The organism is Geobacter sp. (assembly GCF_030834625.1).
Classification (GTDB): Bacteria; Desulfobacterota; Desulfuromonadia; order Geobacterales; family Geobacteraceae; genus Geobacter.
In genome coordinates this window covers 58,889-80,751 of the sequence record NZ_JAUQXO010000075.1, presented here as the reverse complement: position 1 = coordinate 80,751, position 21,863 = coordinate 58,889, and the positions used below count along the sequence as shown (strand labels likewise).

Genomic DNA, 21,863 nt, shown 5'->3' with positions numbered 1-21,863 from the left:
CCAACTGTTACCCTTTCGGAAAGATGTCTGTTTGCTTGTCCCTGCGTTTTGCCGCTGATTGCATCGGAGGGTGGTCGACCGTGACAAATTTGATTAATTGGCGCACATTTGTACTTGTTGCAGATTGTCGTGTCAAGTTCATTGTCAGTATATTTTATACTAAGTTTTCTTGGCAGCTCACCTTGGCAGGCGAGCGGATTGCTCCCCCATGCGTGTGCATCGGTGGATGATAATTCAAGACGATTACCATAGCCATCGTACCGGTTTCTCGGCGCCATCTGAACCGGCCTTGAATTGCCGTTAAAACCGTTTACAATTTCTCCCGATTATCTTACAGTTTAGCCCCTTATCCCGCCCATCCTCCTTTACGAGGTCACGTCATGGAACAGCTCAAAAATACTCCCCTTTTCGCTGAACACGAGAAACTGAAGGCCCTCATGGCCCCCTTCGGCGGCTGGCACATGCCGATCCAATATGAGGGGATCATCGCCGAGCACCGCTGGTGCCGGGAGAAGGCGGCCCTCTTCGACATCTGCCACATGGGGGAATTCCACTTCAAGGGAGACATCGTCGCCTCGGGGCTCGAAGACGTCTTCACCTTCTCCGTGAAGTCGATCCCGGTGGGGCGCTCCCGCTATGGCTTTCTCCTGAACGAAAAGGGGGGCGTCATCGACGACCTGATCGTCTTCCGCCTGGCCGAGGACGAAGTTATGGTGGTGGTGAACGCCGCCACCATCGCCAAGGATTTCGCCGCCATCTCCGCCCGCCTCTCCGGGGGGGAGTTCCGCGACATCTCCGCCGCCACCGGCAAGCTGGACCTCCAGGGGCCCCTCTCCCGCGAGGTGCTCACCGGGGTGGTCGGCCCGGAGATCGCCGCCATACCCTACTTCAAGTTCATCCGGACGAAAGTCCTCGGCGTTGACGCCATCGTGAGCCGCACCGGCTACACCGGCGAGCTGGGGTACGAGGTATTCCTCCCGGCGGAGAAGAGCGCGGAGCTCTGGAACCGGCTCCTGGCCGACGAGCGGGTGAAGCCTGCCGGACTCGGCGCCCGGGATGTGCTCCGGCTGGAGATGGGGTACAGCCTCTACGGGAGCGACATCGACGAGGCAACCACCCCCATCGAGGCGGGGCTTGAGGCCTTCGTGAACTTCGACAAGGCATTCGTGGGGAAGGAAGCACTGCTGAAGCAGCGGGCCGAAGGGGTCACGCGGATGAAGGTGGCCTTTGACGTCACCTCCCGCCGTTCCCCTCGCCACGACTACGGGATATTCTTCGAAGGGGAGCGGGTCGGCACTGTCACCAGCGGCGTCTTCTCCCCCATGCTCGGCTGCGGCATCGGCATGGGGTACGTTGCCCCCGCGGTGGCCACGCTCGGCGCGCCCCTCACCATCAGCCACGAAAAGGTGAGCATGGAGGCGACGGTGGTGGAGCTTCCGTTCTACCGGGGCGGGTCGCTGCGTTCATAAGAAATCGTTTGCCGGATACGGATCATTATCAAAATCAAGGAGGGATACATGGAAACCTATTTCACCAAGGAGCACGAGTGGGTCAAGGTCAAGGAGGGGGTCGCCTCGGTGGGGATCACCGAGTATGCCGCCCACCAGTTGGGGGATGTCACCTTCGTGGAGCTTCCCAAGGTGGGGAAGACTGTGAAGCAGTTTGAGGTCCTGGCCGCCATCGAGTCGGTCAAGGCGGCCAGCGATATCTACGCCCCGGTTTCCGGCAAGGTGACCCAGGTGAACGAGGCCCTGGACGAGCGTCCCGAGATCGTCAACGAGGCGGCCGAGGATGCCGGCTGGATGGCCTTGATCGAGATGGCCGACCCTGCCGAGCTCCAGAAGCTCATGACCCGCGACCAGTATGACGAGTACGTGAGGAGCCTCGGATGAGCACTGCCAGCTACTGTCCCAACACGCCGGAGGAGGTGCGGGAGATGCTGGCGGCCATGGGGGCGTCGAGCATCGAGGACCTGTTCCGGCCGATCTCGCCGGCTTTGCGGGCACGCTCCTTCGATCTCCCCGAGGGGATGTCCGAGTTCGAGATGCTCCACCGGTTTGAGCACCTGGCCGGGAAGAACGCCCAGCATCTCTCTCACTTTGTGGGGGGTGGGTACTTCGACCACCTGATCCCGGCCGTGGTGGACCACCTTTCGGGTCGGGCCGAATTCTACACCGCCTACACCCCGTACCAGCCCGAATGCTCCCAGGGGACCCTCCAGGCCCTCTTCGAGTACCAGACCGCCATCTGCCGCCTCACCGGCATGGAGGTCTCCAACGCTTCCCTCTACGACGGCGGCACGGCCCTGGCCGAAGCGGCCATGATGGCGCTGCGGATAACGGGGCGCAACCGCCTCGTCATCGACGGGGCCGTGAACCCCTTCCACCGGGAGATCGTCCGGACCTATCTGGCCAATCTGGATGTGGAGCTGGTGGAGATCGGGCCGAAGCTCGGCATGGAGGACGACCTGCGGCTCCGGGCCACGATCGATGACGCCACGGCTGCGGTCCTCGTCCAGAACCCCAACTTCTTCGGGAGCGTGAGCGACTTCCGCCGGCTTGCCGCCGATGCCCACGCCGCCGGGGCGCTCCTGGTGGTTTCCGCCTACCCGGTGGCCCTGGGACTCGTGGAGAGTCCCGGCGCCATGGGGGCCGATATCGTGGTGGGGGACGGCCAGAGCCTCGGCAATCCCCTCTCCTTCGGGGGGCCCTCCTTCGGCTTCATCGCCAGTCGCAAGGAGTACATCCGCAACCTGCCGGGCCGGATCATCGGCGAGACCGTGGACAAAAAGGGGGAGCGGGGCTTCGTCCTCACCCTCCAGGCCCGGGAGCAGCACATCAAGCGCCACAAGGCCACCTCCAACATCTGCAGCAACCAGGGCCTCTGCGCCCTGCGGGGCCTCATCTTCCTCTCCTCCCTTGGCACCCAGGGGTTTGCGGAGCTGGCGCGCCTCAACTACGACAAGGCGGAGTACGCGAAGAAGGTTCTCGGCGCCATCGGTGGGGTGGAAGTGATGAATGGCGGCGCCACCTTCAACGAGTTCACCGTCTGCCTGCCGAAGATCGCCGAGGAGGTGGTCGTGGCCCTTCTGCGGAAGGGGATCGCGGCCGGCGTTCCCCTGGGACTCCATTATCCGGAGATGGAGCGGTGCATGGTGGTAACCGTGACCGAGAAGCGGACCCGGGAGGAGATCGACACCTTCGCCCGTCACCTGGAGGGTATCCTATGCAGCTGATCTATGAAAAATCGGTCCCCGGCCGCCGTGGGGTAAGGCTTCCCGCCAGCGACGTCCCCGCCGCCCCGGAACTCCCCGCCGCGCTTCGCCGTCAGGAGCCCGCTCCCCTCCCCGAGGCCAGCGAACTGGACGTGGTGCGCCACTTCACCAGCCTGTCGCGCCGCAACTTCTCGGTGGACACCAACTTCTATCCCCTGGGCTCCTGCACCATGAAGTACAACGCCAAGGCCCTGGAGGAGGCGGCTAAGCTCTTCGCCCCCTACCACCCCATGGTGCCGCTCCTTCCCCACGGGGCCTCTTTCAGCCAGGGATGTCTGGGGCTCGCCTACGAGCTTGGCGCGACCCTTGCCGAGATCACCGGCATGGACGAGGTGACTACCCAGCCCATGGCCGGCGCCCACGGCGAGATGACCGGCATCATGCTCATCGCCGCCTACCACGAGGCCAAGGGGAACAGGAAGAAGTACGTGGTGGTTCCCGACTCCTCCCACGGCACCAACCCGGCCTCGGCCGCCATGGTGGGGTACGAGATCATCACCGTCCCGACGGCTCCCTACGGCGACATGGATCTCGACACGTTCCGGGAGGTGATGACCGACGAGGTGGCGGCGGTCATGATGACCTGCCCCAACACCCTGGGGCTCTTCAACCCGCACATCCAGGAGATCTGCGACATCGCCCACGACCACGACGCTCTCATGTACTACGACGGCGCCAACCTGAACGCCATCCTCGGCAAGGTCCGTCCCGGCGACGTGGGGTTCGATGTGATCCACGTGAACCTCCACAAGACTTTCGGCACCCCCCACGGCGGGGGCGGCCCCGGGAGCGGCCCGGTGGGGGTGAAGAAGCAGCTGGTCCCCTTCCTCCCGGCCCCTCGGATCGTCAAGTACGACGACGGCTGCTACGGGGTCGACGCCCCGGCCCACGGGAGCATCGGCCGCACCTCCGGCTTCTTCGGCAACTTCGGGGTCATGGCCAAGGCCTTCGCCTACATCACCATGCTCGGCCGCGACGGGCTCATCCAGGTGAGCGAGCAGGCGGTGCTGAACGCCAACTACGTCATGAGCTGCCTGAAGGACGTCTACGACCTCCCCTACGACCAGACCTGCATGCACGAATGCGTCTTCTCGGCGGCCCGGCAGGTGAAAAACGGCGTCCACGCCATCGACATCGCCAAGTTCCTCATCGACCGGGGCTACCACCCCCCCACGGTCTACTTCCCCCTCATCGTCAAGGAGGCCATCATGATCGAGCCCACCGAGACCGAGAGCAAGGAGACCCTCGACGCCTTCATCGCCGTCATGCGCGAGGCGGCGGAACTGGCCGAGTCGGACCCGGCCGCCTTTGCCGAGTTCCCCAAGACCATGCCGGTAACCCGCCTCGACGAGACCAAGGCGGCGCGGGAGCAGAACGTCTGTTATTTTGGCTGCTGATTTCTCCGAGAACCTGACCCGCTGGCGCCTCGTCGACACCGGCCCCCTGGACGGCCCCGCCAACATGGCGGTTGACGAGGCGCTTCTTCAGCATTTCGATCCTGCTCAATCGCTGCCGGTGCTCCGCCTCTACGGGTGGGAGCCACCGGCTTTTTCGCTGGGGAGGTTCCAGCGGGCCGAGGAGGCGCTCCATCTGGCGCGGTGCGCGGCGGCCGGCATCCCCGTGGTGCGGCGGATCACGGGCGGCGGGGTCATCTATCACGCCGCGGAGCTCACCTATGCCGTCATCTGCGCCCCGCGCCATATTTCCGACGCCCGGGGCGTCAAGGAATCGTTTCGGGCGCTCACCGGTTTTCTGCTCCGCTTCTACGGCAATCTCGGGATAGAGGCCTCCTGGGCCGTGGATTCCCCGTCCGATGGAGGACGCCTCGGGGGGCGGACGCCCCTCTGTTTCGCCGGCCAGGAGGAATACGACATCGTGGCCGGTGGGAGAAAGATCGGCGGCAACGCCCAGCGGCGGCTGAAGGACGTGATATTCCAGCATGGCTCCCTGCCGTTGCGATGCGCCCTGGCCGAGGCGCTTCTCTTTTTCCAGGCCCCCCCCCGGGGGCTCCTGGAGGGAACCACGAGCCTCGCCCAACTGGGGGTTACGACTGACCCAGCATGGCTGCGGGAACGCCTAGCCGCCGCCTTCGAGGAATCCCTCGGCGTTGATCTCGTTCCGTCATCGCTCACGGCGGAGGAAAAGGCGACCGCGGCCCGCCTCGGTGCAGAGCGCTACGGAAAGGAAGCCTGGAATCTGCACGGAGAAACGCCATGACCATCGTCCGCAAGCCCCAGTGGCTTCAAAAGAAGATTAACCCGGCGGCCCACGCCGGGATGGAGGGGCTTCTGGGTGAGTTGCGCCTCCACACGGTCTGCCAAGAGGCCCGCTGCCCCAATATCACAGAGTGCTTCCGGGAGCGGCAGGCGACCTTCCTCATCCTGGGGGCCGACTGCACCCGCCTCTGCTCCTTTTGCAACGTGACGAAGCGGACACCTCTCCCTCCCGACCCCGACGAACCGGCCCGGGTAGCCGAAGCGATCCGCCGTCTCGGCCTCTCCCACGTGGTCATCACGAGCCCCACCCGGGACGACCTCCCCGACGGTGGCGCCGGCCTCTTTGCCGAAACAGTCGTTGCCATCCGGCGTGCGTCCCCCGCCACGAAGGTGGAACTCCTCATTCCCGATTTCCTCGGGAGCCGCGCGAGTCTCGCCCGTGTCGTCGCCTCTGCTCCGGACATCATCGGCCACAATGTGGAGACGGTGCCGCGCCTCTACCACATTCGGGCAGGGGCCGACTACGGTCGCTCCCTCGATGTGCTCCGGACCCTGCGGGAGCTGGATCCCGCTGTCAGGAGCAAATCGGGAATCATGCTCGGCCTCGGCGAGAGGGAGGAGGAGGTGCTGGCGGTCCTCGCCGATCTGCGGGAGGCCGGCTGCTCCTACCTCAGCATCGGCCAGTACCTTGCCCCCAGCAAGAGCCACCATCCCGTCAGGGAGTTCGTCCAGCCCGAGCTTTTCGAAAAGTACCGCACTGAGGCCCTTGCCATGGGGTTCGCCCACGTGGAGAGCGGGCCATACGTGAGAAGCTCCTACCACGCGGCCCGCTACGGCGGTCAACCATAACCCTCGGCACGAAACGTGCTGAATATCCGTTGGACCCCTGTTTCGCCTTCAAGGGAGGACGTGGGGCGGTTATTTGACGGTTGGGGGTGGGCAGGTGGCGTGCGAATGGTGGTACTGGATCGTTTTTGGTTTCGTTTTGATCGGAGTGGAACTTCTTTTCCCCTCCTTCACCATGGTCTGGTTCGGGCTCGGGGCTCTCATGGTCGGCGGCTGGTCCCTTCTCTGGGGGGGCTTCGGTCTGCTGATTCACGTGGTCATTTGGGTTGCTGTGTCGGTTGCCTGTTCCCTCGGATGGCGCAGGTACCTGAGGCGCAAATCGAATCATGGGGAAGGTCGGGCACCGGTAGATATGATCGATCCCCCTTTTGACGTCTGCTCCTCCATGGCTGGCCATGCAGTTCAGGTCGTTTCCCGCCAGGGACATCTCCTGAGGGTGGTCAAGCTCTGAGAGGAGCTGTGGCAGTCGACGGGGGAGGAGCCAGCCTCGCTAACTTTCACTGGACGTTTTTTGAGCATTCTTTCATAATGCGGCGGATCACAGGCCGTGCGTCCATCGGCATCGGTGGCGCCCGGTTGTGTGAAACTGCTTGATGTATTCTTGAGGAGGGAAATGATGGGACGTATGGCTGTTATAGTGCTTTGCTGGTGTGCGCTTTCTCTGGCGGCATGCTCCGGCAAAGGTGCACAGGAACTCTTCGAGACGGCCCAGTTCGAGGAGAAGCAGAACAATCTTGAGCATGCCCGAAAGCTCTACGAAGAGATCATTGCCAAGCATCCCCAGTCTGAGCTGGTCACCAAGGCAAAGGAGCGGCTGAATGCGCTGCCGGCAAAGTGAACGTGGCTTCGCTGTCCCCTGATCTGAAGGCGTTTGGGACAGCTGACTGATTCTGCCCCTTTACACGTCTTCGCCCGGTGGTAAGCTTGTGGAAAATTCACGATGTGGAGGATGCCATGAGCTACGGTGACGACAGAATTTACAAAAAGGTGGAGATTATCGGGGTGTCGAAGCGGGGGCTGGAGGCGGCCATCCAGGCGGCCGTTACCAAGGCCCACCAGTCGCTGGAGAAGCTCTCCTGGTTCGAGGTTCAGGAGATTCGCGGGCATGTGGGTGATGACGGCGCGGTCACCGAGTACCAGGTGGTGCTGAAGGTGGCATTTCAGATCAAGGGATAAAGTGTTGTGTGTAAAACGCTGAATTGATGGTGTCGGACAGTCCATTACACGGGAAAGGAAAACCAAACATGGCACAGGCAAAAAAGGGTGACACCGTCAAGGTTCACTATACCGGGAAGCTTACCACCGGAGAAATCTTCGACTCATCCGAAGAGGGAGGGAACGGTCCCCTCGAATTCACCATTGGCGAGGGTGACGTGATTCCGGGCTTCGAAGAGGCGGTGATCGGCATGAGTTCCGGCGAGGCGAAGACGGTGACGATTCCCGTGGAACAGGCCTACGGACCGAGGATGGAAGAACTCGTGGCCGAGGTGGAGCGGGAGTATCTCCCCCAAGATGCCGAGCCGAAGCTGGGGCAGCAGTACGAGGTGACCCAGGATGACGGCCAGGTCTTCAATGTGACGGTGACGGAGATGAACGACACAACCGTTACCCTTGACGCCAACCATCCCTTGGCCGGCCGTGATCTGATTTTTGACATCAAACTCATCGAGATCGCCTGATTCCGATCAGGCGCAGGAAATGAAAAAAAGGGAAGGGGCTTTGCGCCTCTTCCCTTTTTCTACGTCTGGCCGGAGCTTCTCGAAACGACGGTTGAGTGGCCCGGCTTCGTTTGCTCAGTTTTCGGTCATGAAGTGTTCTTCGTAGAGATCCTCAAGTTGCAGCAGGTGCTTTGTCTCGTCAGCCAGCATCTTCTCGAAGATACCGGCCATGGGGGCACCGGCGCATCCCTCGGCCATGCGTTTGTAGAAATCCATGGAGCCCTTTTCCAGGTGGATGGCATACGCCAGGGCTTCGCGGGTGTCGGAGTTGGGGCTCAGTTCCTTCTTGGCGAGGACGTAGCTGAGGTTCATGGTCGAGATCGGCTTGCCGAGAGCTTCGGCCCCCTCCATCTGTCCCTCGAGGAGGGCCTGCTCCAGGCTGTGCTTGTGCTCCAGCTCGTCCAGGGCGGCCTCCTTGAGAATCTCGCGGGCTCCCTTGTGCTTCACCTTTTTGATGGCGCCCAGGTAATGCCGGAACCCTTCTTCCTCCATCGTGATCGCCATCTCCACGGCGGCTTCGAACGTGTAGCAGACCGCACCCTGTTCGCTCATGGTCCTCTTTCCTCCTCCGTGTCTCGATAAATGATACTTTCTTAACACACCCGGCGCAGGAGCACAAGGGTCTTGTATACGCCGACCGCTGGCAATTGAACGGGGGTGCGTTACAATTCATCATCGTACGGATATCGTGTTGGCTTAAAGGAGAGGGCAACCATGAAACTATTTCTATCGGGCGGAACCGGTTTTGTCGGCGGCCATGTGAGGCAGGCGCTCCTGGATGCGGGGCACACCGTGAGGCTCCTCGTTCACCGGAGGCACGAGGGTGTGGAGCAGGGGGTCGAGCAGGCCGAGGGGGACGTGACGAGGCTCGATACCTTTGCGGCAGCGGTGGAGGGGTGTGACGCCACCATCAACCTCGTGGGGATCATCCGGGAGTTTCCGGGACAGGGAGTGACCTTCGAGAAGCTCCATGTGGAGGCGACCAGGAACGTCGTGGAGGCGGCGAGGCGGGCGGGAATCCGGCGCCACCTCCAGATGTCGGCCTTGGGCTCCCGGCCCAACGCCACCTCTCGGTACCATCAGTCGAAATGGCGGGCTGAGGAGCAGGTGCGGGCTTCAGGGCTGGAGTGGACCATCTTTCGCCCTTCCATCATCTTCGGTCCCAAGGACGACTTTATCAACAAGCTGGCCGGCTACATCAGGTCGTACCCGGCCGTGCCGGTCATCGGCGACGGGATGTACCGGATTCAGCCGGTTTCCGCCGATGACGTGGCCCGCTGCTTCGCCCTGGCCCTGGAGAAGCCGGAGACGGCGGGACAGGCCTACGAGCTGTGCGGCCCCGACCGCATCGTCTACAACGACCTGCTCGACACTATCGGCCGGGTCATCGGCAAGGGGCACGTGCCGAAGATCCCGAACCCCCTGGGGATCATGAAGCTGGTCGTTCCGTTCATGCAGGGCTTTTCCTTTTTTCCCGTCACCATGGACCAGATCACCATGCTGACCGAGGAGAACATCTGCGCGAGCCCCTGGCCCCAGGTCTTCGGCTTCGAGCCGGAGCGGTTCGAGCCGGGAATCGCCAAGTATCTCCGCCGCTGATACTAGTCTGGTCTACATGAAGCCTGCCGAAACGAAACTCGTGAAGCGGCCGTCGCCGATGATGATGTGGTCGAGAACCTTTATTCCCATGAGGTCGCCGGCCTCGCGGAGGCGCCGGGTGATCTCCAGGTCCTCGCGGCTCGGGGCCGGGTCGCCGGTGGGGTGGTTGTGGACGAGGATCACGGCGGCGGCCGATTCCCGCACGGCCGGGTTGAAGACCTCGCGCGGATGGACGATGCTTTGGTTAAGGGAGCCCTCGGATATCTGCACCTCCCGCATGATCCTGTTCTTCCCGTCCAGCAGAAGCACCATGAAGTACTCCTTGCGCCGGTCCCGATAGGCGTAGTGATAATGGTTGTAGACCTGCTCGGGGGAGGTGAACCGCTCGCTGCAGATCATGAGCCGTTCCGAATTGATGCGGGCTGCAATCTCCAGGGCTGCCTTGATGGAGGATGCCTTGGCGGGGCCGGTCCCCTTCACGGCGCAGAGTTCTCCTACCGTTGCATTGGCCAGGGTTCTGAGGTCGCCGAACTCCTGGAGCAGTGCCCTGCCGAGATCGATGGCACTGCGTTTGGTGACCGAGTCACCGGTGCGGATGATGAGGGCCAGGAGTTCAGCGTCGGAGAGGGTCGGGCTCCCCCGCCGCATCAGCTTTTCCCGGGGGCGCTCGTCCTCTGGCCACCCCTTGATGCCGCCTGTCATGTGATTATTCCTCCCTGCTGATTGTTCCCCGATCGGGCGCGGGAACTGTAGCATGGGTCAAGAATAATGAAAAGGGGCTCAGACCGCGATTATTGATTGAAGAGGTAGAGGAGGACCGCTGTCCCCGCCAGGAGTCGGTACCAGACAAAGGGGTAGAGGGAATAGCGCTGCACGAGCTTGAGGAGAAGGGCGACACTTACGTAGCCGAAGAGGGCCGAAACGCCGACGCCGATCAGAAGCGGCTGCAGTTCCCCCTCGGGTATTCCCTGTCGCACCAGGTGACCGACTTTCAGGAGGGCCGCCCCGGCCACGATGGGGAGGGAGAGGAGAAACGAGAAGCGGGCTGCCGTTTCCCGGGTGAAGCCGAGGAACAGGGCCGCTGTGATCGTGATGCCGGAGCGGGAAACCCCGGGAAGGAGCGCAAGACACTGGGCGAGGCCGATCACCATGGCGTTTTTAAGGTCGATGCGGTCCATGCGCCAGCGCTTGGAACCCATGGTGTCCGCCAGGGCCAGCAGGAGCCCGAAGCCGATCAGGAGGGCGGCGATAATGGCCTGGTTCGAGCGGAAGATTGCCTCGATGGGTTCCTCGAGGGTCTTGCCGACGATGGCGGCAGGGACGCAGCCGGCGATTATATAGTAGGGGAGCCGGGTGGCGGAGGAGTGCACCCCCCCCTTGAGACCCGAGAGGGCATTGACGGCCAGTTCGGCGATGTCGCGGCGGAAGTAGAGGCCGAGGGCGATGAGGGTCCCCAGGTGGAGGGCCACGTCAAAGGTGAGCCCAGACTCGGGCCACCCCATGAGCCAGGGGACAAGGATAAGGTGCGCCGAGCTGCTGATGGGAAGAACCTCGGTGAGGCCCTGGAGGGCTCCGAGGACTGCTGCGTGAAGGGGGTTCATAACCGGGTTTCTCCTTGGAGTGCTGACGTGAGTGCAATAGCGTAACCGATGTGAGCGAGCAAGTCAAAGTCTGGTGGCGCAATGGCACGGAGTTGTAACACCGTTGCAATAATTTTCATAGGCAGCGGGGCGAATCTGTGCTATTTCTCTTCCGTTTTGGACCTAAACCCCGCGGCGCCCTGTCGCCGTAACAGAAGCGGAGGAACCAATGTTCGGCCTTATTCCCAAGGAAGAGAAGTTTTTCGCCCTGTTCAAGGACATGACCACCAACATAATCGAGGGGGCGAAACTCCTCAAAGATCTGATGGACAACTATGACGACCCCCAGGGGACCCAGAAGCGGATCAAGGATATCGAGCACAAGGGTGACCAGATCACCCATGACATCATCCAGAAGCTCAACAAGAGCTTCGTCACCCCCCTGGACAGAGAAGATATCTATGCGCTCTCCGCGGCCCTGGACGACATCCTGGACCTGATCGACGCCTCAGCGCAGCGCTTCGTCATGTACAACGTTGAAAAGCCGACCCAGGAGGCGAAGGAACTTGCGTTCATCATCCTCAAGTCGTGCGAGTCGGTCGCCAAGGGAGTGGCCCTGCTGGGAGGGAAGTTCGAGCACATTGCGGAATACTGCGTGGAAGTGAACGCCCTGGAGAACGAGGCCGACCGGGTCTGCCGCGAGGCGATCAGCCGGCTCTTCGACGAGGAGAAGGATCCGATCCAGCTCATCAAGTGGAAAGAGATCTACGAAACTCTCGAGCGGGCAACCGACAAGTGCGAGGACGCGGCCAACATCCTGGAAAGTGTGGTGGTAAAAAATGCTTGACCTCACGTTCCTGATGCTCATTCTGGTCATCGGGGCGGCCCTTGCGTTCGACTACATCAACGGCTTCCACGATACGGCCAACGCCATCGCCACCTGCGTGTCGACCCGGGCACTCTCCATCAGGGCCGCCATCACCATGGCGGCGGTACTGAACTTCGCCGGAGCCATGATCTCCACCAAGGTGGCGGCCACCATCGGCAAGGGAATCGTGGACGCCGGCAGCGTGACCCAGATGGTGGTGCTGGCGGGGGTCCTGGGGGCCATCATCTGGGACCTGATCACCTGGTACTACGGGCTTCCCTCTTCTTCCTCCCACGCCATCATCGGCGGGCTCATGGGGGCGGTTATCGCCCATGCCGGCACGGCGGCCCTCCACTGGAAGGGACTCGAAAAGATCATCCTGTCACTCATCATCTCTCCCATTGTCGGCACGGCGCTCGGTTTCATCGTCATGGTCATCATGCTCTGGTGCTTCAAGAGTACCTCGCCACACAGCATCAACAAGCATTTCCGGCGGTTGCAGATTCTCTCGGCCGCCTTCATGGCTTTCTCCCACGGCACCGCCGACGCCCAGAAGTCCATGGGGGTCATCACCATGGCGCTCGTGAGCTACGGGTCCCTGTCCACCTTCGAGGTCCCCACGTGGGTGAAGATCGCCTGCGCCGTCGCCATGGGGCTCGGGACCGCCGGCGGCGGGTGGCGGATCATCAAGACCGTGGGGAAGGACTTCGTGAAGCTCCAGCCGGTCCATGGCTTCTGCGTCGAGACCGCCTCGGCCGGGGTCATCATGGGGGCTTCTTCCATCGGCATGCCGGTCAGCACCACCCACATCATCACCTCCACCATCCTCGGTGTTGGCCTCTCCAAGCGGCTGTCGGCGGTCAACTGGAACGTGGCAGGCCGCATCCTCATCGCCTGGGTGCTCACCATTCCGGCATCGGCCATGGTGGCCTTTGCAACCTACCAGGTGCTGACCCCCATGCTCGGCGAGTAGGGGGCGCCTGCCAGGGCCCGGAGCCGGTGAACAGTGACGGGTCACGAATCATACGATATGAAAAAGCGGGGGAATTCCCCGTTTTTTTTATTCCAGCTCTTCGCCAACCTCTTCCATCTCCTCGGTGAGGACAGCGAGGGTCTCGTCCTTCTTCCTGAATCGGACCACGAGCCAGTAGCAGAGGGCATAGGAGACGAGGGCGGCGGCAAAGCCGAGGAGGGAGGTTCCGATCATGAGGGTGACGGCGTGGCTCTTGAGGTGTGCCCACTGGAGTCCCTTGAATTGAAACTCCTGGGGGGGAAGCCCCCGGACCACCAGGCCGAGCTTGTAGCTGGCCGCCAGGGCGGGGACCACGGTGAGGGGGGTGTTGACCCAGGCGCCGGTGACGCAGGTGAGCTTGTTGAGCCGGAAGATGAAGGCTGCCGCGATGGCCAGAACCGTATGGAGCGAGAAGAAGGGGGTGAAACTGATGAAAACCCCCACCGCCAGGCCGGCTGCGATGTGGCCCGGATGGCTGTCGAGGGAAAGGATGGCCCTGATGTTCTTCTTCCACTTTTCCTTGTCGAGCACCGCATCCTCCGTGGCTAAATCGGGTGTACGAGTCTAAGGGTCCGTCCCCCGCATTGTCAATCCAATTCCCCGCTACTCCGCTTAGAATCACGAGTTTTCCCCTTCTCTTCCTGACAAATAAACTCCCTCCGGTATACTTTTACGGTTGACATAGCGAAGTGTAATACATATATATAAATCCATATATTAGATGTTCTGGTATTTTGCGCCGGACATCACGAGAAAGGGACGCACCGTGAAGCCTTTTGCTGTCGTCTTATTGATGCTGTTTCTCGCTCCCTCGGTCCTGCTGGGTGCCGAGCCGTCCGTGGCCCTCAACGAGGCCATCATCCTGGCCCTGGAGCGGAACCACCTGGTGAGCGGCGCCGCCTATGAGAAGGAGGCGGCCGAACAGGGGGCCGCGGCGAGTCTCAGCCGGTATTTCCCCCGGATCGTTTTCGATGAGGCGTTCAGCGCCTCCGACCTCCCCACCCGGGTCTTCATGATGAAGCTGGACCAGGGGCGCTTCACCCAGAATGACTTCCTGATCAGCAACCTGAACACTCCGTCCTCCACCACCGACTTCCGCACGGCCCTCACCCTGGAGCAGCCCCTCTTCGATCTGGGGATCGGCTACGGCCGGGAGATGGCCCAGCGGGAGGCGGAGCGGATGGGGTTCCGGTTCGAGGGGCGCCGGGAGGATGTGGGGTTCACGGTCTATGCCTCCTATCTGGCCGTGCAGCGGGCAAAGGCGGTCCTTGCGGCCGCCGAGAAGGACGTGGCCGAGGCCCGGGAGCATCTGCGGGTGGCCACGGCCCATGGCCGCGAGGGGACCGGCCTCAAATCTGACGAGCTGCGGGCACGGACCTTCCTTTCGGAGACGGAGGAGCGGACTATCACCGCCCTCAACGACCTGAAGCTGGCCAAGATGCGGCTGGCCCTTGCCGTGGGAGGCGGATCGGGTGATTCCCTCGATATCCGTGAGGATGTGACAGGGGAGGTATTCCGCCTGAACGAGGAGGAGATCGTGCGCCAGGCTGGTGCCAACCGCCGGGACCTGAAGGGGGCCGAGAAGGGGGTGGCGCGGGCCGAGGCCGCCGTGGGGCTCGCCCGCAGCGCCTGGTTCCCCACGCTCTACGCCGCCGCCTCCGTGCAGATGAACGACAAGGATGTCCCCTTCGGCCACGACAACGATGGGTGGAGCGCCGGGGTGAACCTGCGCTGGGAAATCTTCGATGGGATGGAACGGATGCACGGCTCGGCCCGGGCCCGGGCCGAACGGGATGCGGCCAGCCAGTACCTGGAGCAGTTCCGCAAGGAGGTGGCCCTCCAGGTGCGGGAGAGCATCCTGCGTCGGGCCGAGGCGGGGAAGAGGCTCGAGGTGGCGCGCCACTCCCTCCTGGCCGCCGAGGAGGGGGCGCGGCTCGTGAACAAGCGGTTTGCAAACGGTCTCGCCACCATGGTGGAGCTTCTGGACGCCCAGTCGGCCCTCAACCGTGCACGGACCGGCCTCGTGGAGCGGGAGACCGATCACCTGCTGGCAACGGCCCGGATCTACCACGCCGCCGGCATATTCCTGAAGGAGATGACCCCATGAGGATTCGGACAGTCACCGGCATTCCTCTTCTTGCGGCCGCAGTCCTGGCGTTTGCCGGCTGCGGGGGAGCGAAGGAGGGGACGGCGGAAATGGAAAAGCCCGTTGTCGTTACGGGGGTGATGGCGGAAAAGGTGGCCTACTCGATGATCCCGGAGGGGATGGAGGCGGTGGGGACGGTAAAGGCGCGAAACGCCGCCACCATCGCCGCACGGCTCCCGGGCACCGTCACCGGCGTCTTCGTGGCCGAGGGGGAGCGGGTCGGCCGGGGTAAGATCCTCGTGACCCTTGAGGCGACGGAGAGCACGGCCCAGGCCGCATCCGCATCGGCATCGGCGGACGAAGCGGTGCGGGGGCTGGAGGAGGCCCGGGCCCGCAAGCGCCTTGCCGATGCCACCTTCGAGCGCTACCACAATCTCTTCAGGGAAGAGGCGGTGACCCGCCAGGAGCTGGACAACCGGCGGGCCGACAAGGACGTGGCCGACCAGGTGGTGGCCCGTGCCGAGGCCAGGGTGATTGCCGCCCGTGAAGGTTCGCGGGCGGCCGGTGCAGTTGCCGGCTACACCCGTGTCTCGGCGCCCATGGCAGGCATCGTCACGGCGAAGCAGGTGGAGCGGGGGATGACGGTTTTCCCGGGCATGCCCCTTCTCACCGTGGAGGAGGAGGGGAACTACCGGCTGGAGGTGGCGGTTCCCGAATCCCTGGCGGCGAAGGTCAGGGTAGGCGCCCCGGTGCAGGTGACCGTGGAGGGGGCCGGAATGGCCGCCTCGGGTCGGATAGCCGAGGTGGTGCCGATGGCCGACGCGGCAAGCCGCACCTTCACCGCCAAGGTGGATCTCTCCGGCAAGGGGCTCAAATCCGGGATGTTCGGCCGAGTATTCCTCCCCACAGGGGAACGGAAGGGGATCCTCCTGCCGCGGGGCGCAGTCGTGGAGAGGGGTGCCCTCACGTCAGTCTGGGTGGTTGACGGACGCAACATCGCCCGGATGCGGCTCGTGAAGCCCGGCATGGTCCAGGGTGACCGGGTCGAGATCCTCGCGGGGCTCGCCGAGGGTGAGCGGGTCGTGACCGGCGGCGTGGAGAAGGTGGTCGAGGGGGCGGAAGTCCGGTAGTGCCGTTCCTTTCAGCCGTAGGAGGTGTCCTGCGTGCATCATGATGATGACGATACCCGAAGCGGGAAGCCGTACCTCGTCTGGTTCCTCTGTTTCCTGGCGGTCTGGCTGCTGATTGCCGGCATCGTTCTGGTAGTTCGTCACGGGTGGTCGTTCCCGGACATGGGGTAAGGTGAAATATCAATGGAAAAACTCGGCATTGCCGGAACCATAGCGAAAGCGTTCATAAATTCGAAGCTGACCCCCCTTATCGTGGTGGCTGCGCTGCTGCTCGGGCTCTACGCGGTGCTCGTGACGCCCCGGGAGGAGGAACCCCAGATCGTCGTGCCGATGATCGACATCTACCTCCCCATGGCCGGCTCCACCCCCAAGGAGGTGGAGGAGCGGGTGGTGGTCCCCTTCGAGAAGACCATGTGGGAGCTGCCGGGGGTGGAGTACGTCTACTCCATGAGCCGCCCGGGGATGGGGCTCGTGACGGTCCGTTTCCTCGTGGGCGAGGATATGGAAAAGTCGCTGGTCAAGCTCTACAACAAGGTGATGGAGAAGCGGACCATGCTTCCTCCCGGGAGCGGCGAGCCCCTCGTGGTGCCGAAATCCATCGACGACGTGCCGATCCTGACCCTCACCCTCTGGTCCGACCGCTACGACGGCCAGACCCTGCGGCGGGTGGGGCGGGAGCTCTGCGACGAGCTGAAGAAGGGTGACAACGTGGCCGAAACCCGGATCACCGGGGGGCTCGGGCGCCAGCTCTCGGTCCGCCTCGACTCTGGACGGCTCGCCGCCTATGGCCTCTCTCCCCTCCAAGTCATGGGGGCGATCCAGGGTGGGAACGCCCGGCTTTCATCGGGGGCTTTCGACGCGGGGAACCGGGAGGTTCTGGTGGATACCGGCGGCTTCATCGCCAGCGCGGAGGAGGCCCGGCGCCTCGTGGTGAGTGCCCGCGACGGCCGGCCCGTCTACCTCTCCGACGTGGCAACCGTCGCGGATGGCCCCCAGGAGCCCCGGGACTACGTCTCCTTTGGCCTGGGGCCGGCGGGTGTAGGGGCGATTCATGAATCGCCCCTTCGGAACATCAACAAATCGACGAATTACCCTGCCGTCACCCTCTCCGTGGCGAAGCGGAAAGGGGCCAACGCCACCTGGGTGGCCGAGGACCTGATCCGGCGGGTGGAGTTCCTGAAGGGGAAGGTGATCCCCTCCGACGTGCAGGTGACGGTCACCCGCAACTACGGCGAGACCGCCAAGGAGAAGAACAACGAGCTCCTCTTCCACATGTTCCTGGCGGCCATCTCGGTCACGATCCTCATCGCCGTTTTCATGGGGTGGCGGGCCGGGGCCGTGGCTGCCATCGCCATCCCGGTGACCCTGGCCCTCACCATGCTTGTCTTCAACCTGATCGGCTACACCCTGAACCGGATCACCCTCTTTGCCCTCATCTTCTCCATTGGCATCCTGGTGGACGACGCCATCGTGGTGGTGGAGAACATCCACCGCTACTTCACCACCACCCGCTTCAAGCCCCTGGAGGCGGCCATCCGGGCCGTGGACGAGATCGGCAACCCGACGGTGCTCGCCACCTTCGCGGTCATCGCCTCCATCCTCCCCATGGGGTTCGTGGGGGGGCTCATGGGGCCCTACATGCGGCCCATCCCCGTGGGGGCCAGCATGGCGATGCTCCTCTCCATGTTCATCGCCTTCATGGTCACCCCCTACTTCGCCTTCCGGCTCATGAAGGGGGAGTCCCACTTCGGGAGCGAAGCGGAGGCCGAGGAATCAAAACTTACCCTCTTCTACCGGAAGTGGATGGGGCTCCTCATTCACCGTAAGCCCCTCCGCTACGGCTTCCTGGCCGGGGTGGTGGCGCTCCTCCTCATCGCCTGCTCCCTCATCTACTTCAAGCTTGTCACCGTGAAGATGCTCCCCTTTGACAACAAGAACGAGCTCCAGGTGATTATCGACGCCCCCGAGGGAACCCCCCTGGAGGAGACGGCCCGGATAACTGCCGAGATGGCCGATGCCCTGCGCACCGTGCCGGAGGTGACCGACTTCCAGAGCTACGTGGGGACCAGCGCCCCCTTCAACTTCAACGGCCTCGTGCGCCACTACTACCTGCGGAGCGGCTCCAACGTGGCCGACATCCAGGTGAACTTCGTCCACAAGGGGGAGCGCAAGGACCAGTCCCACGCCCTCGCCACCCGGATCAGGCCCCTCCTCAAGGCCGTGGCCGACCGCCACGGTGCCCGCATCAAGGTGGCCGAGGTGCCGCCGGGGCCCCCGGTTCTCTCTACCCTCGTCACTGAGGTCTACGGCCCCGACCAAGCGACCCGCATGGATATCGCCCGGAAGATCAAGGAAATCTACGAAAAGGTGGACGGGGTGGTGGACACCGACTGGTACGTGGAAGACGACCAGCAGAAGGTCACCTTTGCCGTGGACCGGGAGAAGGCGGCCCTCTCCGGCATCGCCGTGGAGGACGTGGCGAAGACCCTCCGGATCGCCCTGGGCGGCATGGACGCCGGCATCATGCACCTGCCGGCAGAGAAGGAGCCGGTCCCCATCACCCTGCGGCTCCCGGTGGCGCAGCGGAGTTCCGTGGCCTCCCTCTCCTCCATCCATGTCCCCGGCCCCCGGGGGAATGTCCCCCTCTCCCAGTTGGTCCGGGTCACCACCGGCGTTGAGGACCAGACCCTCTACCGGAAGAACCTGAAGAGTGTGGTCTACGTCACCGGCGACGTGGCCGGCAAGATCGAGGCTCCGGTCTATGCGATCCTCACGATGCAGAAGGAGATCGACAGGATAGCGCTCCCCGGCGGCTATCACATCGAGCAGCGGGCTGCCACCCAGCCATGGAGCGAGGAGCGCCCCGGCATCAAGTGGGACGGCGAGTGGCACATCACCTACGAGGTCTTCCGGGACCTGGGACTCGCCTTCGGGGCGGTGATGATCCTCATCTACCTTCTCGTCGTGGCCTGGTTCAGGGACTTCACCACGCCGCTGGTGATCATGGCGCCGATTCCCCTCACCCTCATCGGCATCCTGCCGGGCCACGCCGTGTTCGGGGCCTTCTTCACCGCCACGAGCATGATTGGCTTCATCGCCCTGGCCGGGATCATCGTGCGCAACTCCATCATCCTCATCGACTTCGCCGAGCTGAAACGGCGGGAGGGGCTTGCCCTAGACGAGGCCATCATCGAGGCGGGGGCGGTCCGTTTCCGGCCCATGCTCCTGACCGGCGCGGCGGTGGTGGTGGGGAGCTTCGTCATCGTCTTCGATCCCATCTTCCAGGGGCTCGCCCTGGCCATGATGTTCGGGGAGATCGCCTCCACGACCCTCTCGCGGGTGACGATACCGATACTGTATTATATGGTGGAATCATGGAAGGAGCGGCACCGGAAACGCGACTTTTCCGCAATATCTGCGTAAGTCTTCGGGTTCGCTTGTGCGGCGTAGCGCTGCTACGCCTCCGCACTCACCCTTGACAGCCTTGATCTTGCGAAAAATTCACGTTTCCATTAATCACGTAATTAATTTTGGAGGTTCAATGTTCTGGCAGAAGAAACAAACCAATCCCGCCGCCGAGACCGTGGCAGAGAAGGTGGGGATCGAGGCGGAGGGTTTCTATCGTTCGGGGAAAATGCACTGCGCCGAGGCGGTGCTCATGGCGGCCCGCAACCAGTTTTTCCCGTCCGTGCCCGAGGAGATCGTGCGGGCAGCGTCGGGCTTTGGCGGCGGCTCCGGGGTGGGGTGCATCTGCGGCGCCGTCTCCGGCGGCACCATAGCCTTCGGCCTGGCCCTCAAGGATGACAAGCAAACTCTCAAGCGGGTCACCAAGGAGTTGCACGGGTGGTTCAAGCAGGAGTATGGCGCCGCCTGCTGCCGCATTGCCACGAAAAACGCCAAGGACAAGGGTGGGTGCGCGGTCCTGACCGGCGAGGTGGCGAAGAAGGTGGCGGAGCTTCTGGAGTCGTAAGGATTACCCCTCACCCGGCCTTCGGCCACCCTCTCCCCTGGGGAGAGGGTAATGGCGCTCCCCTCGCCCTTTGGGAGAGGGGCCGGGGGTGAGGGGGTTAATAGGAGAACTGCATATGTACATCGATCGCATGCTCAGAATCATCGCCGGGAGTTTCATTCTCATCTCGCTCCTCCTGGCCCACTACCACAGCCCCAACTGGCTCTGGTTCACCGCCTTCGTGGGGCTGAACCTCTTCCAGTCGGGGTTCACCAACTGGTGCCCCATGATCACCATCCTGGATAAGCTGGGGGTGCCGCGCTTCCCCCAGGAGTGCTGCCGCAAATGAGCTGCCGGATCACCATCCTCTGCGACAACACCGTGGGCCCCATCGCCGGGACCATCGGCGAGCACGGCTTCTCCGCCCTGGTGGAGTGGGAGGGGGGCGCGCTCCTCTTCGACACCGGCCGGGGGGAGGGGCTCCTCCCCAATGCCCAGCGCATGAACCGGGATCTGCGCCGGGTCGGCGCGGTGGCCCTCTCCCACGGCCACTACGATCACACCGGCGGGCTCTGGGGGCTCCTGTCCGCCTGCGGGGGGAAGGAGATCCTGGCCCACCCGGGCATCTTCGCCCGACGCTACCGGGTTAAAGACACCGGCGAGGCCTTCTCCATCGGCATCCCTTTTGCTGAGGAGTTCCTCCGGGGGCAGGGGGCCCGCTTTTCCCTTTCGGACCAGTTCCGGGAGGTGGGTCCGGGCCTTTTCCTGACGGGGGAGGTCCCTCGCTCGACCCCCTTCGAGGTGGGTGACGCGGGCCTTTTCTGTGACGAGTCAGGGTGCGCCGCCGATCCCATCCGCGACGACCAGTCCCTGGTCATCCGGACCGGGCGGGGACTCGTGCTTCTCCTCGGCTGCTGCCATGCGGGGCTCGTGAACACCATCGAATGGGCCCGGGAGGCCACCGGCGTGGCCGAGATCCACGCCGTCATCGGCGGGACCCATCTCGGTTTCTGCGGCCAGCGGCAGCTGGACGAGACCGTGGCCGCCCTGAAGGGGTACGGCGTGAAAAAGATCCTCGGGAGCCACTGCACCGGCTTTGCCGCTGCGGCCCGGCTCCACCAGGAGTTCCCCGGCCGGTTCCACCCGGCCCACGTGGGCTATACCATCGAAGTGTAAATAACCAGATACGGAGACGACTATCGACATGAAGAAGATCGGCATCATTGCAACGCTCGTTCTGGCCCTTGCGGCCACCGTCCTGGCCGCAGGTTTCCGCGACATCAGGGCGACGGAGGCGAAGGGGCTCCTCGCAGCGAACAAAAACGTCTATCTCCTGGACGTCCGTACCCCGGCCGAGTTCCGCCAGGGGCGAATCCCGGGGGCGGTCCTGATCCCCGTCAACGAGGTGGAGCGCCGCATCGGCGAGATCCCCCGCAACCGTCCGGTCGTGGTCTACTGCGCCGTCGGTTCCCGCTCAGGGTTCGTGGCTGGGTTCCTCTCCCAGAAGGGATACCGGGAGGTCTACAACGTGACCGACGGCATCGTCGGGTGGTACCGCAACGGGTTTCCCGTCAGCCGCTGAATC

The 21,863-nt window shown here is 63.4% G+C and carries 25 protein-coding genes; 21 read left to right on the top strand and 4 right to left on the bottom strand.

The annotated features are described in order from the left end of the window. The first annotated feature begins 380 nt into the window (after window positions 1-380). From gcvT to RCH91_RS18075, 10 genes are all read left to right on the top strand, one after another. On the top strand, window positions 381-1,469 hold the full coding sequence (gene gcvT, locus RCH91_RS18120; protein WP_306536396.1) for a glycine cleavage system aminomethyltransferase GcvT: 1,089 nt from the start codon (window positions 381-383) through the stop codon (window positions 1,467-1,469). A 48-nt stretch (window positions 1,470-1,517) separates the two neighbouring features. Then, window positions 1,518-1,892, top strand: coding sequence for a glycine cleavage system protein GcvH (gcvH, locus tag RCH91_RS18115; protein WP_306536395.1), 375 nt, complete (start codon window positions 1,518-1,520; stop codon window positions 1,890-1,892). Continuing rightward, a complete protein-coding gene (gcvPA, locus tag RCH91_RS18110) occupies window positions 1,889-3,235 on the top strand; it encodes an aminomethyl-transferring glycine dehydrogenase subunit GcvPA (protein WP_306536394.1) in 1,347 nt (448 codons plus the stop codon). The genes gcvH and gcvPA overlap by 4 nt, the downstream gene beginning before the upstream one ends. Next, complete coding sequence (gene gcvPB / locus RCH91_RS18105; RefSeq protein ID WP_306536393.1) at window positions 3,226-4,671, top strand: aminomethyl-transferring glycine dehydrogenase subunit GcvPB; 1,446 nt, start codon at window positions 3,226-3,228, stop codon at window positions 4,669-4,671. Before gcvPA ends, gcvPB begins: the two co-directional genes overlap by 10 nt. Beyond that, entirely contained in the window at window positions 4,661-5,491 is an 831-nt protein-coding gene (locus RCH91_RS18100; protein WP_306536392.1) for a lipoate--protein ligase family protein, read from the top strand. Before gcvPB ends, RCH91_RS18100 begins: the two co-directional genes overlap by 11 nt. Continuing rightward, on the top strand, window positions 5,488-6,339 hold the full coding sequence (lipA, locus tag RCH91_RS18095; RefSeq protein ID WP_306536391.1) for a lipoyl synthase: 852 nt from the start codon (window positions 5,488-5,490) through the stop codon (window positions 6,337-6,339). Before RCH91_RS18100 ends, lipA begins: the two co-directional genes overlap by 4 nt. A gap of 94 nt (window positions 6,340-6,433) precedes the next feature. Further along, a complete protein-coding gene (locus RCH91_RS18090) occupies window positions 6,434-6,787 on the top strand; it encodes an NfeD family protein (protein WP_306536390.1) in 354 nt (117 codons plus the stop codon). A 165-nt stretch (window positions 6,788-6,952) separates the two neighbouring features. Next, a complete protein-coding gene (locus tag RCH91_RS18085) occupies window positions 6,953-7,174 on the top strand; it encodes a tetratricopeptide repeat protein (protein WP_306536389.1) in 222 nt (73 codons plus the stop codon). Window positions 7,175-7,290: 116 nt separating this feature from the next. Next, on the top strand, window positions 7,291-7,512 hold the full coding sequence (locus RCH91_RS18080) for a dodecin (RefSeq protein ID WP_306536388.1): 222 nt from the start codon (window positions 7,291-7,293) through the stop codon (window positions 7,510-7,512). A gap of 68 nt (window positions 7,513-7,580) precedes the next feature. Continuing rightward, the gene (locus RCH91_RS18075) at window positions 7,581-8,015 is read left to right on the top strand and encodes a peptidylprolyl isomerase (RefSeq protein WP_306536387.1); all 435 of its coding nucleotides are present in this window, start codon (window positions 7,581-7,583) and stop codon (window positions 8,013-8,015) included. A 114-nt stretch (window positions 8,016-8,129) separates the two neighbouring features. Here the strand turns inward: RCH91_RS18075 and RCH91_RS18070 are convergent, their stop codons facing one another. Continuing rightward, window positions 8,130-8,606, bottom strand: a complete 477-nt coding sequence (locus tag RCH91_RS18070) for a ferritin family protein (RefSeq protein WP_306536386.1) — start codon at window positions 8,604-8,606, stop codon at window positions 8,130-8,132. 162 nt (window positions 8,607-8,768) lie between these two features. On the opposite strand from RCH91_RS18070, the gene RCH91_RS18065 reads away from it, so the two are divergent. Then, window positions 8,769-9,653 (top strand): complex I NDUFA9 subunit family protein, encoded by an 885-nt coding sequence (locus RCH91_RS18065; RefSeq protein WP_306536385.1) that lies wholly within the window; start codon window positions 8,769-8,771, stop codon window positions 9,651-9,653. A 12-nt stretch (window positions 9,654-9,665) separates the two neighbouring features. On the opposite strand, the gene radC is transcribed toward RCH91_RS18065, so the two are convergent. Then, a complete protein-coding gene (gene radC / locus RCH91_RS18060) occupies window positions 9,666-10,355 on the bottom strand; it encodes a DNA repair protein RadC (protein WP_306536384.1) in 690 nt (229 codons plus the stop codon). An 89-nt stretch (window positions 10,356-10,444) separates the two neighbouring features. Continuing rightward, window positions 10,445-11,254, bottom strand: a complete 810-nt coding sequence (gene uppP / locus RCH91_RS18055) for an undecaprenyl-diphosphatase UppP (protein WP_306536383.1) — start codon at window positions 11,252-11,254, stop codon at window positions 10,445-10,447. Window positions 11,255-11,462: 208 nt separating this feature from the next. Between uppP and RCH91_RS18050 the strand changes: the two genes are divergently transcribed. Both RCH91_RS18050 and RCH91_RS18045 read left to right on the top strand, forming a co-directional pair. Then, entirely contained in the window at window positions 11,463-12,080 is a 618-nt protein-coding gene (locus RCH91_RS18050; protein ID WP_306536382.1) for a DUF47 domain-containing protein, read from the top strand. Next, on the top strand, window positions 12,073-13,074 hold the full coding sequence (locus RCH91_RS18045; protein WP_306536381.1) for an inorganic phosphate transporter: 1,002 nt from the start codon (window positions 12,073-12,075) through the stop codon (window positions 13,072-13,074). Before RCH91_RS18050 ends, RCH91_RS18045 begins: the two co-directional genes overlap by 8 nt. Window positions 13,075-13,161: 87 nt before the next feature. Here the strand turns inward: RCH91_RS18045 and RCH91_RS18040 are convergent, their stop codons facing one another. Next, complete coding sequence (locus RCH91_RS18040; RefSeq protein WP_306536380.1) at window positions 13,162-13,644, bottom strand: DUF2062 domain-containing protein; 483 nt, start codon at window positions 13,642-13,644, stop codon at window positions 13,162-13,164. Between the two features lie 235 nt (window positions 13,645-13,879). Between RCH91_RS18040 and RCH91_RS18035 the strand changes: the two genes are divergently transcribed. The 8 genes from RCH91_RS18035 to RCH91_RS18000 all read left to right on the top strand — a co-directional run bounded on the left by RCH91_RS18035 (window position 13,880) and on the right by RCH91_RS18000 (window position 21,860). Further along, a complete protein-coding gene (locus tag RCH91_RS18035; RefSeq protein WP_306536379.1) occupies window positions 13,880-15,220 on the top strand; it encodes a TolC family protein in 1,341 nt (446 codons plus the stop codon). Continuing rightward, complete coding sequence (locus tag RCH91_RS18030) at window positions 15,217-16,329, top strand: efflux RND transporter periplasmic adaptor subunit (RefSeq protein WP_306536378.1); 1,113 nt, start codon at window positions 15,217-15,219, stop codon at window positions 16,327-16,329. The genes RCH91_RS18035 and RCH91_RS18030 overlap by 4 nt, the downstream gene beginning before the upstream one ends. A 33-nt stretch (window positions 16,330-16,362) precedes the next feature. Further along, window positions 16,363-16,500 carry a hypothetical protein gene (locus RCH91_RS18025; protein WP_306536377.1) on the top strand — a complete coding sequence of 46 codons (138 nt, stop codon included), beginning with the start codon at window positions 16,363-16,365 and terminating at the stop codon, window positions 16,498-16,500. Between the two features lie 12 nt (window positions 16,501-16,512). After that, window positions 16,513-19,752 carry an efflux RND transporter permease subunit gene (locus tag RCH91_RS18020; RefSeq protein ID WP_306536376.1) on the top strand — a complete coding sequence of 1,080 codons (3,240 nt, stop codon included), beginning with the start codon at window positions 16,513-16,515 and terminating at the stop codon, window positions 19,750-19,752. Window positions 19,753-19,870: 118 nt separating this feature from the next. After that, window positions 19,871-20,299, top strand: a complete 429-nt coding sequence (locus RCH91_RS18015; protein WP_306536375.1) for a C-GCAxxG-C-C family protein — start codon at window positions 19,871-19,873, stop codon at window positions 20,297-20,299. 115 nt (window positions 20,300-20,414) lie between these two features. Next, window positions 20,415-20,627 carry a DUF2892 domain-containing protein gene (locus RCH91_RS18010; RefSeq protein ID WP_306536374.1) on the top strand — a complete coding sequence of 71 codons (213 nt, stop codon included), beginning with the start codon at window positions 20,415-20,417 and terminating at the stop codon, window positions 20,625-20,627. Beyond that, entirely contained in the window at window positions 20,624-21,454 is an 831-nt protein-coding gene (locus RCH91_RS18005; RefSeq protein ID WP_306536373.1) for an MBL fold metallo-hydrolase, read from the top strand. The genes RCH91_RS18010 and RCH91_RS18005 overlap by 4 nt, the downstream gene beginning before the upstream one ends. A gap of 28 nt (window positions 21,455-21,482) precedes the next feature. Next, entirely contained in the window at window positions 21,483-21,860 is a 378-nt protein-coding gene (locus RCH91_RS18000) for a rhodanese-like domain-containing protein (RefSeq protein ID WP_306536372.1), read from the top strand. The last annotated feature ends 3 nt before the right edge of the window (window positions 21,861-21,863 follow it).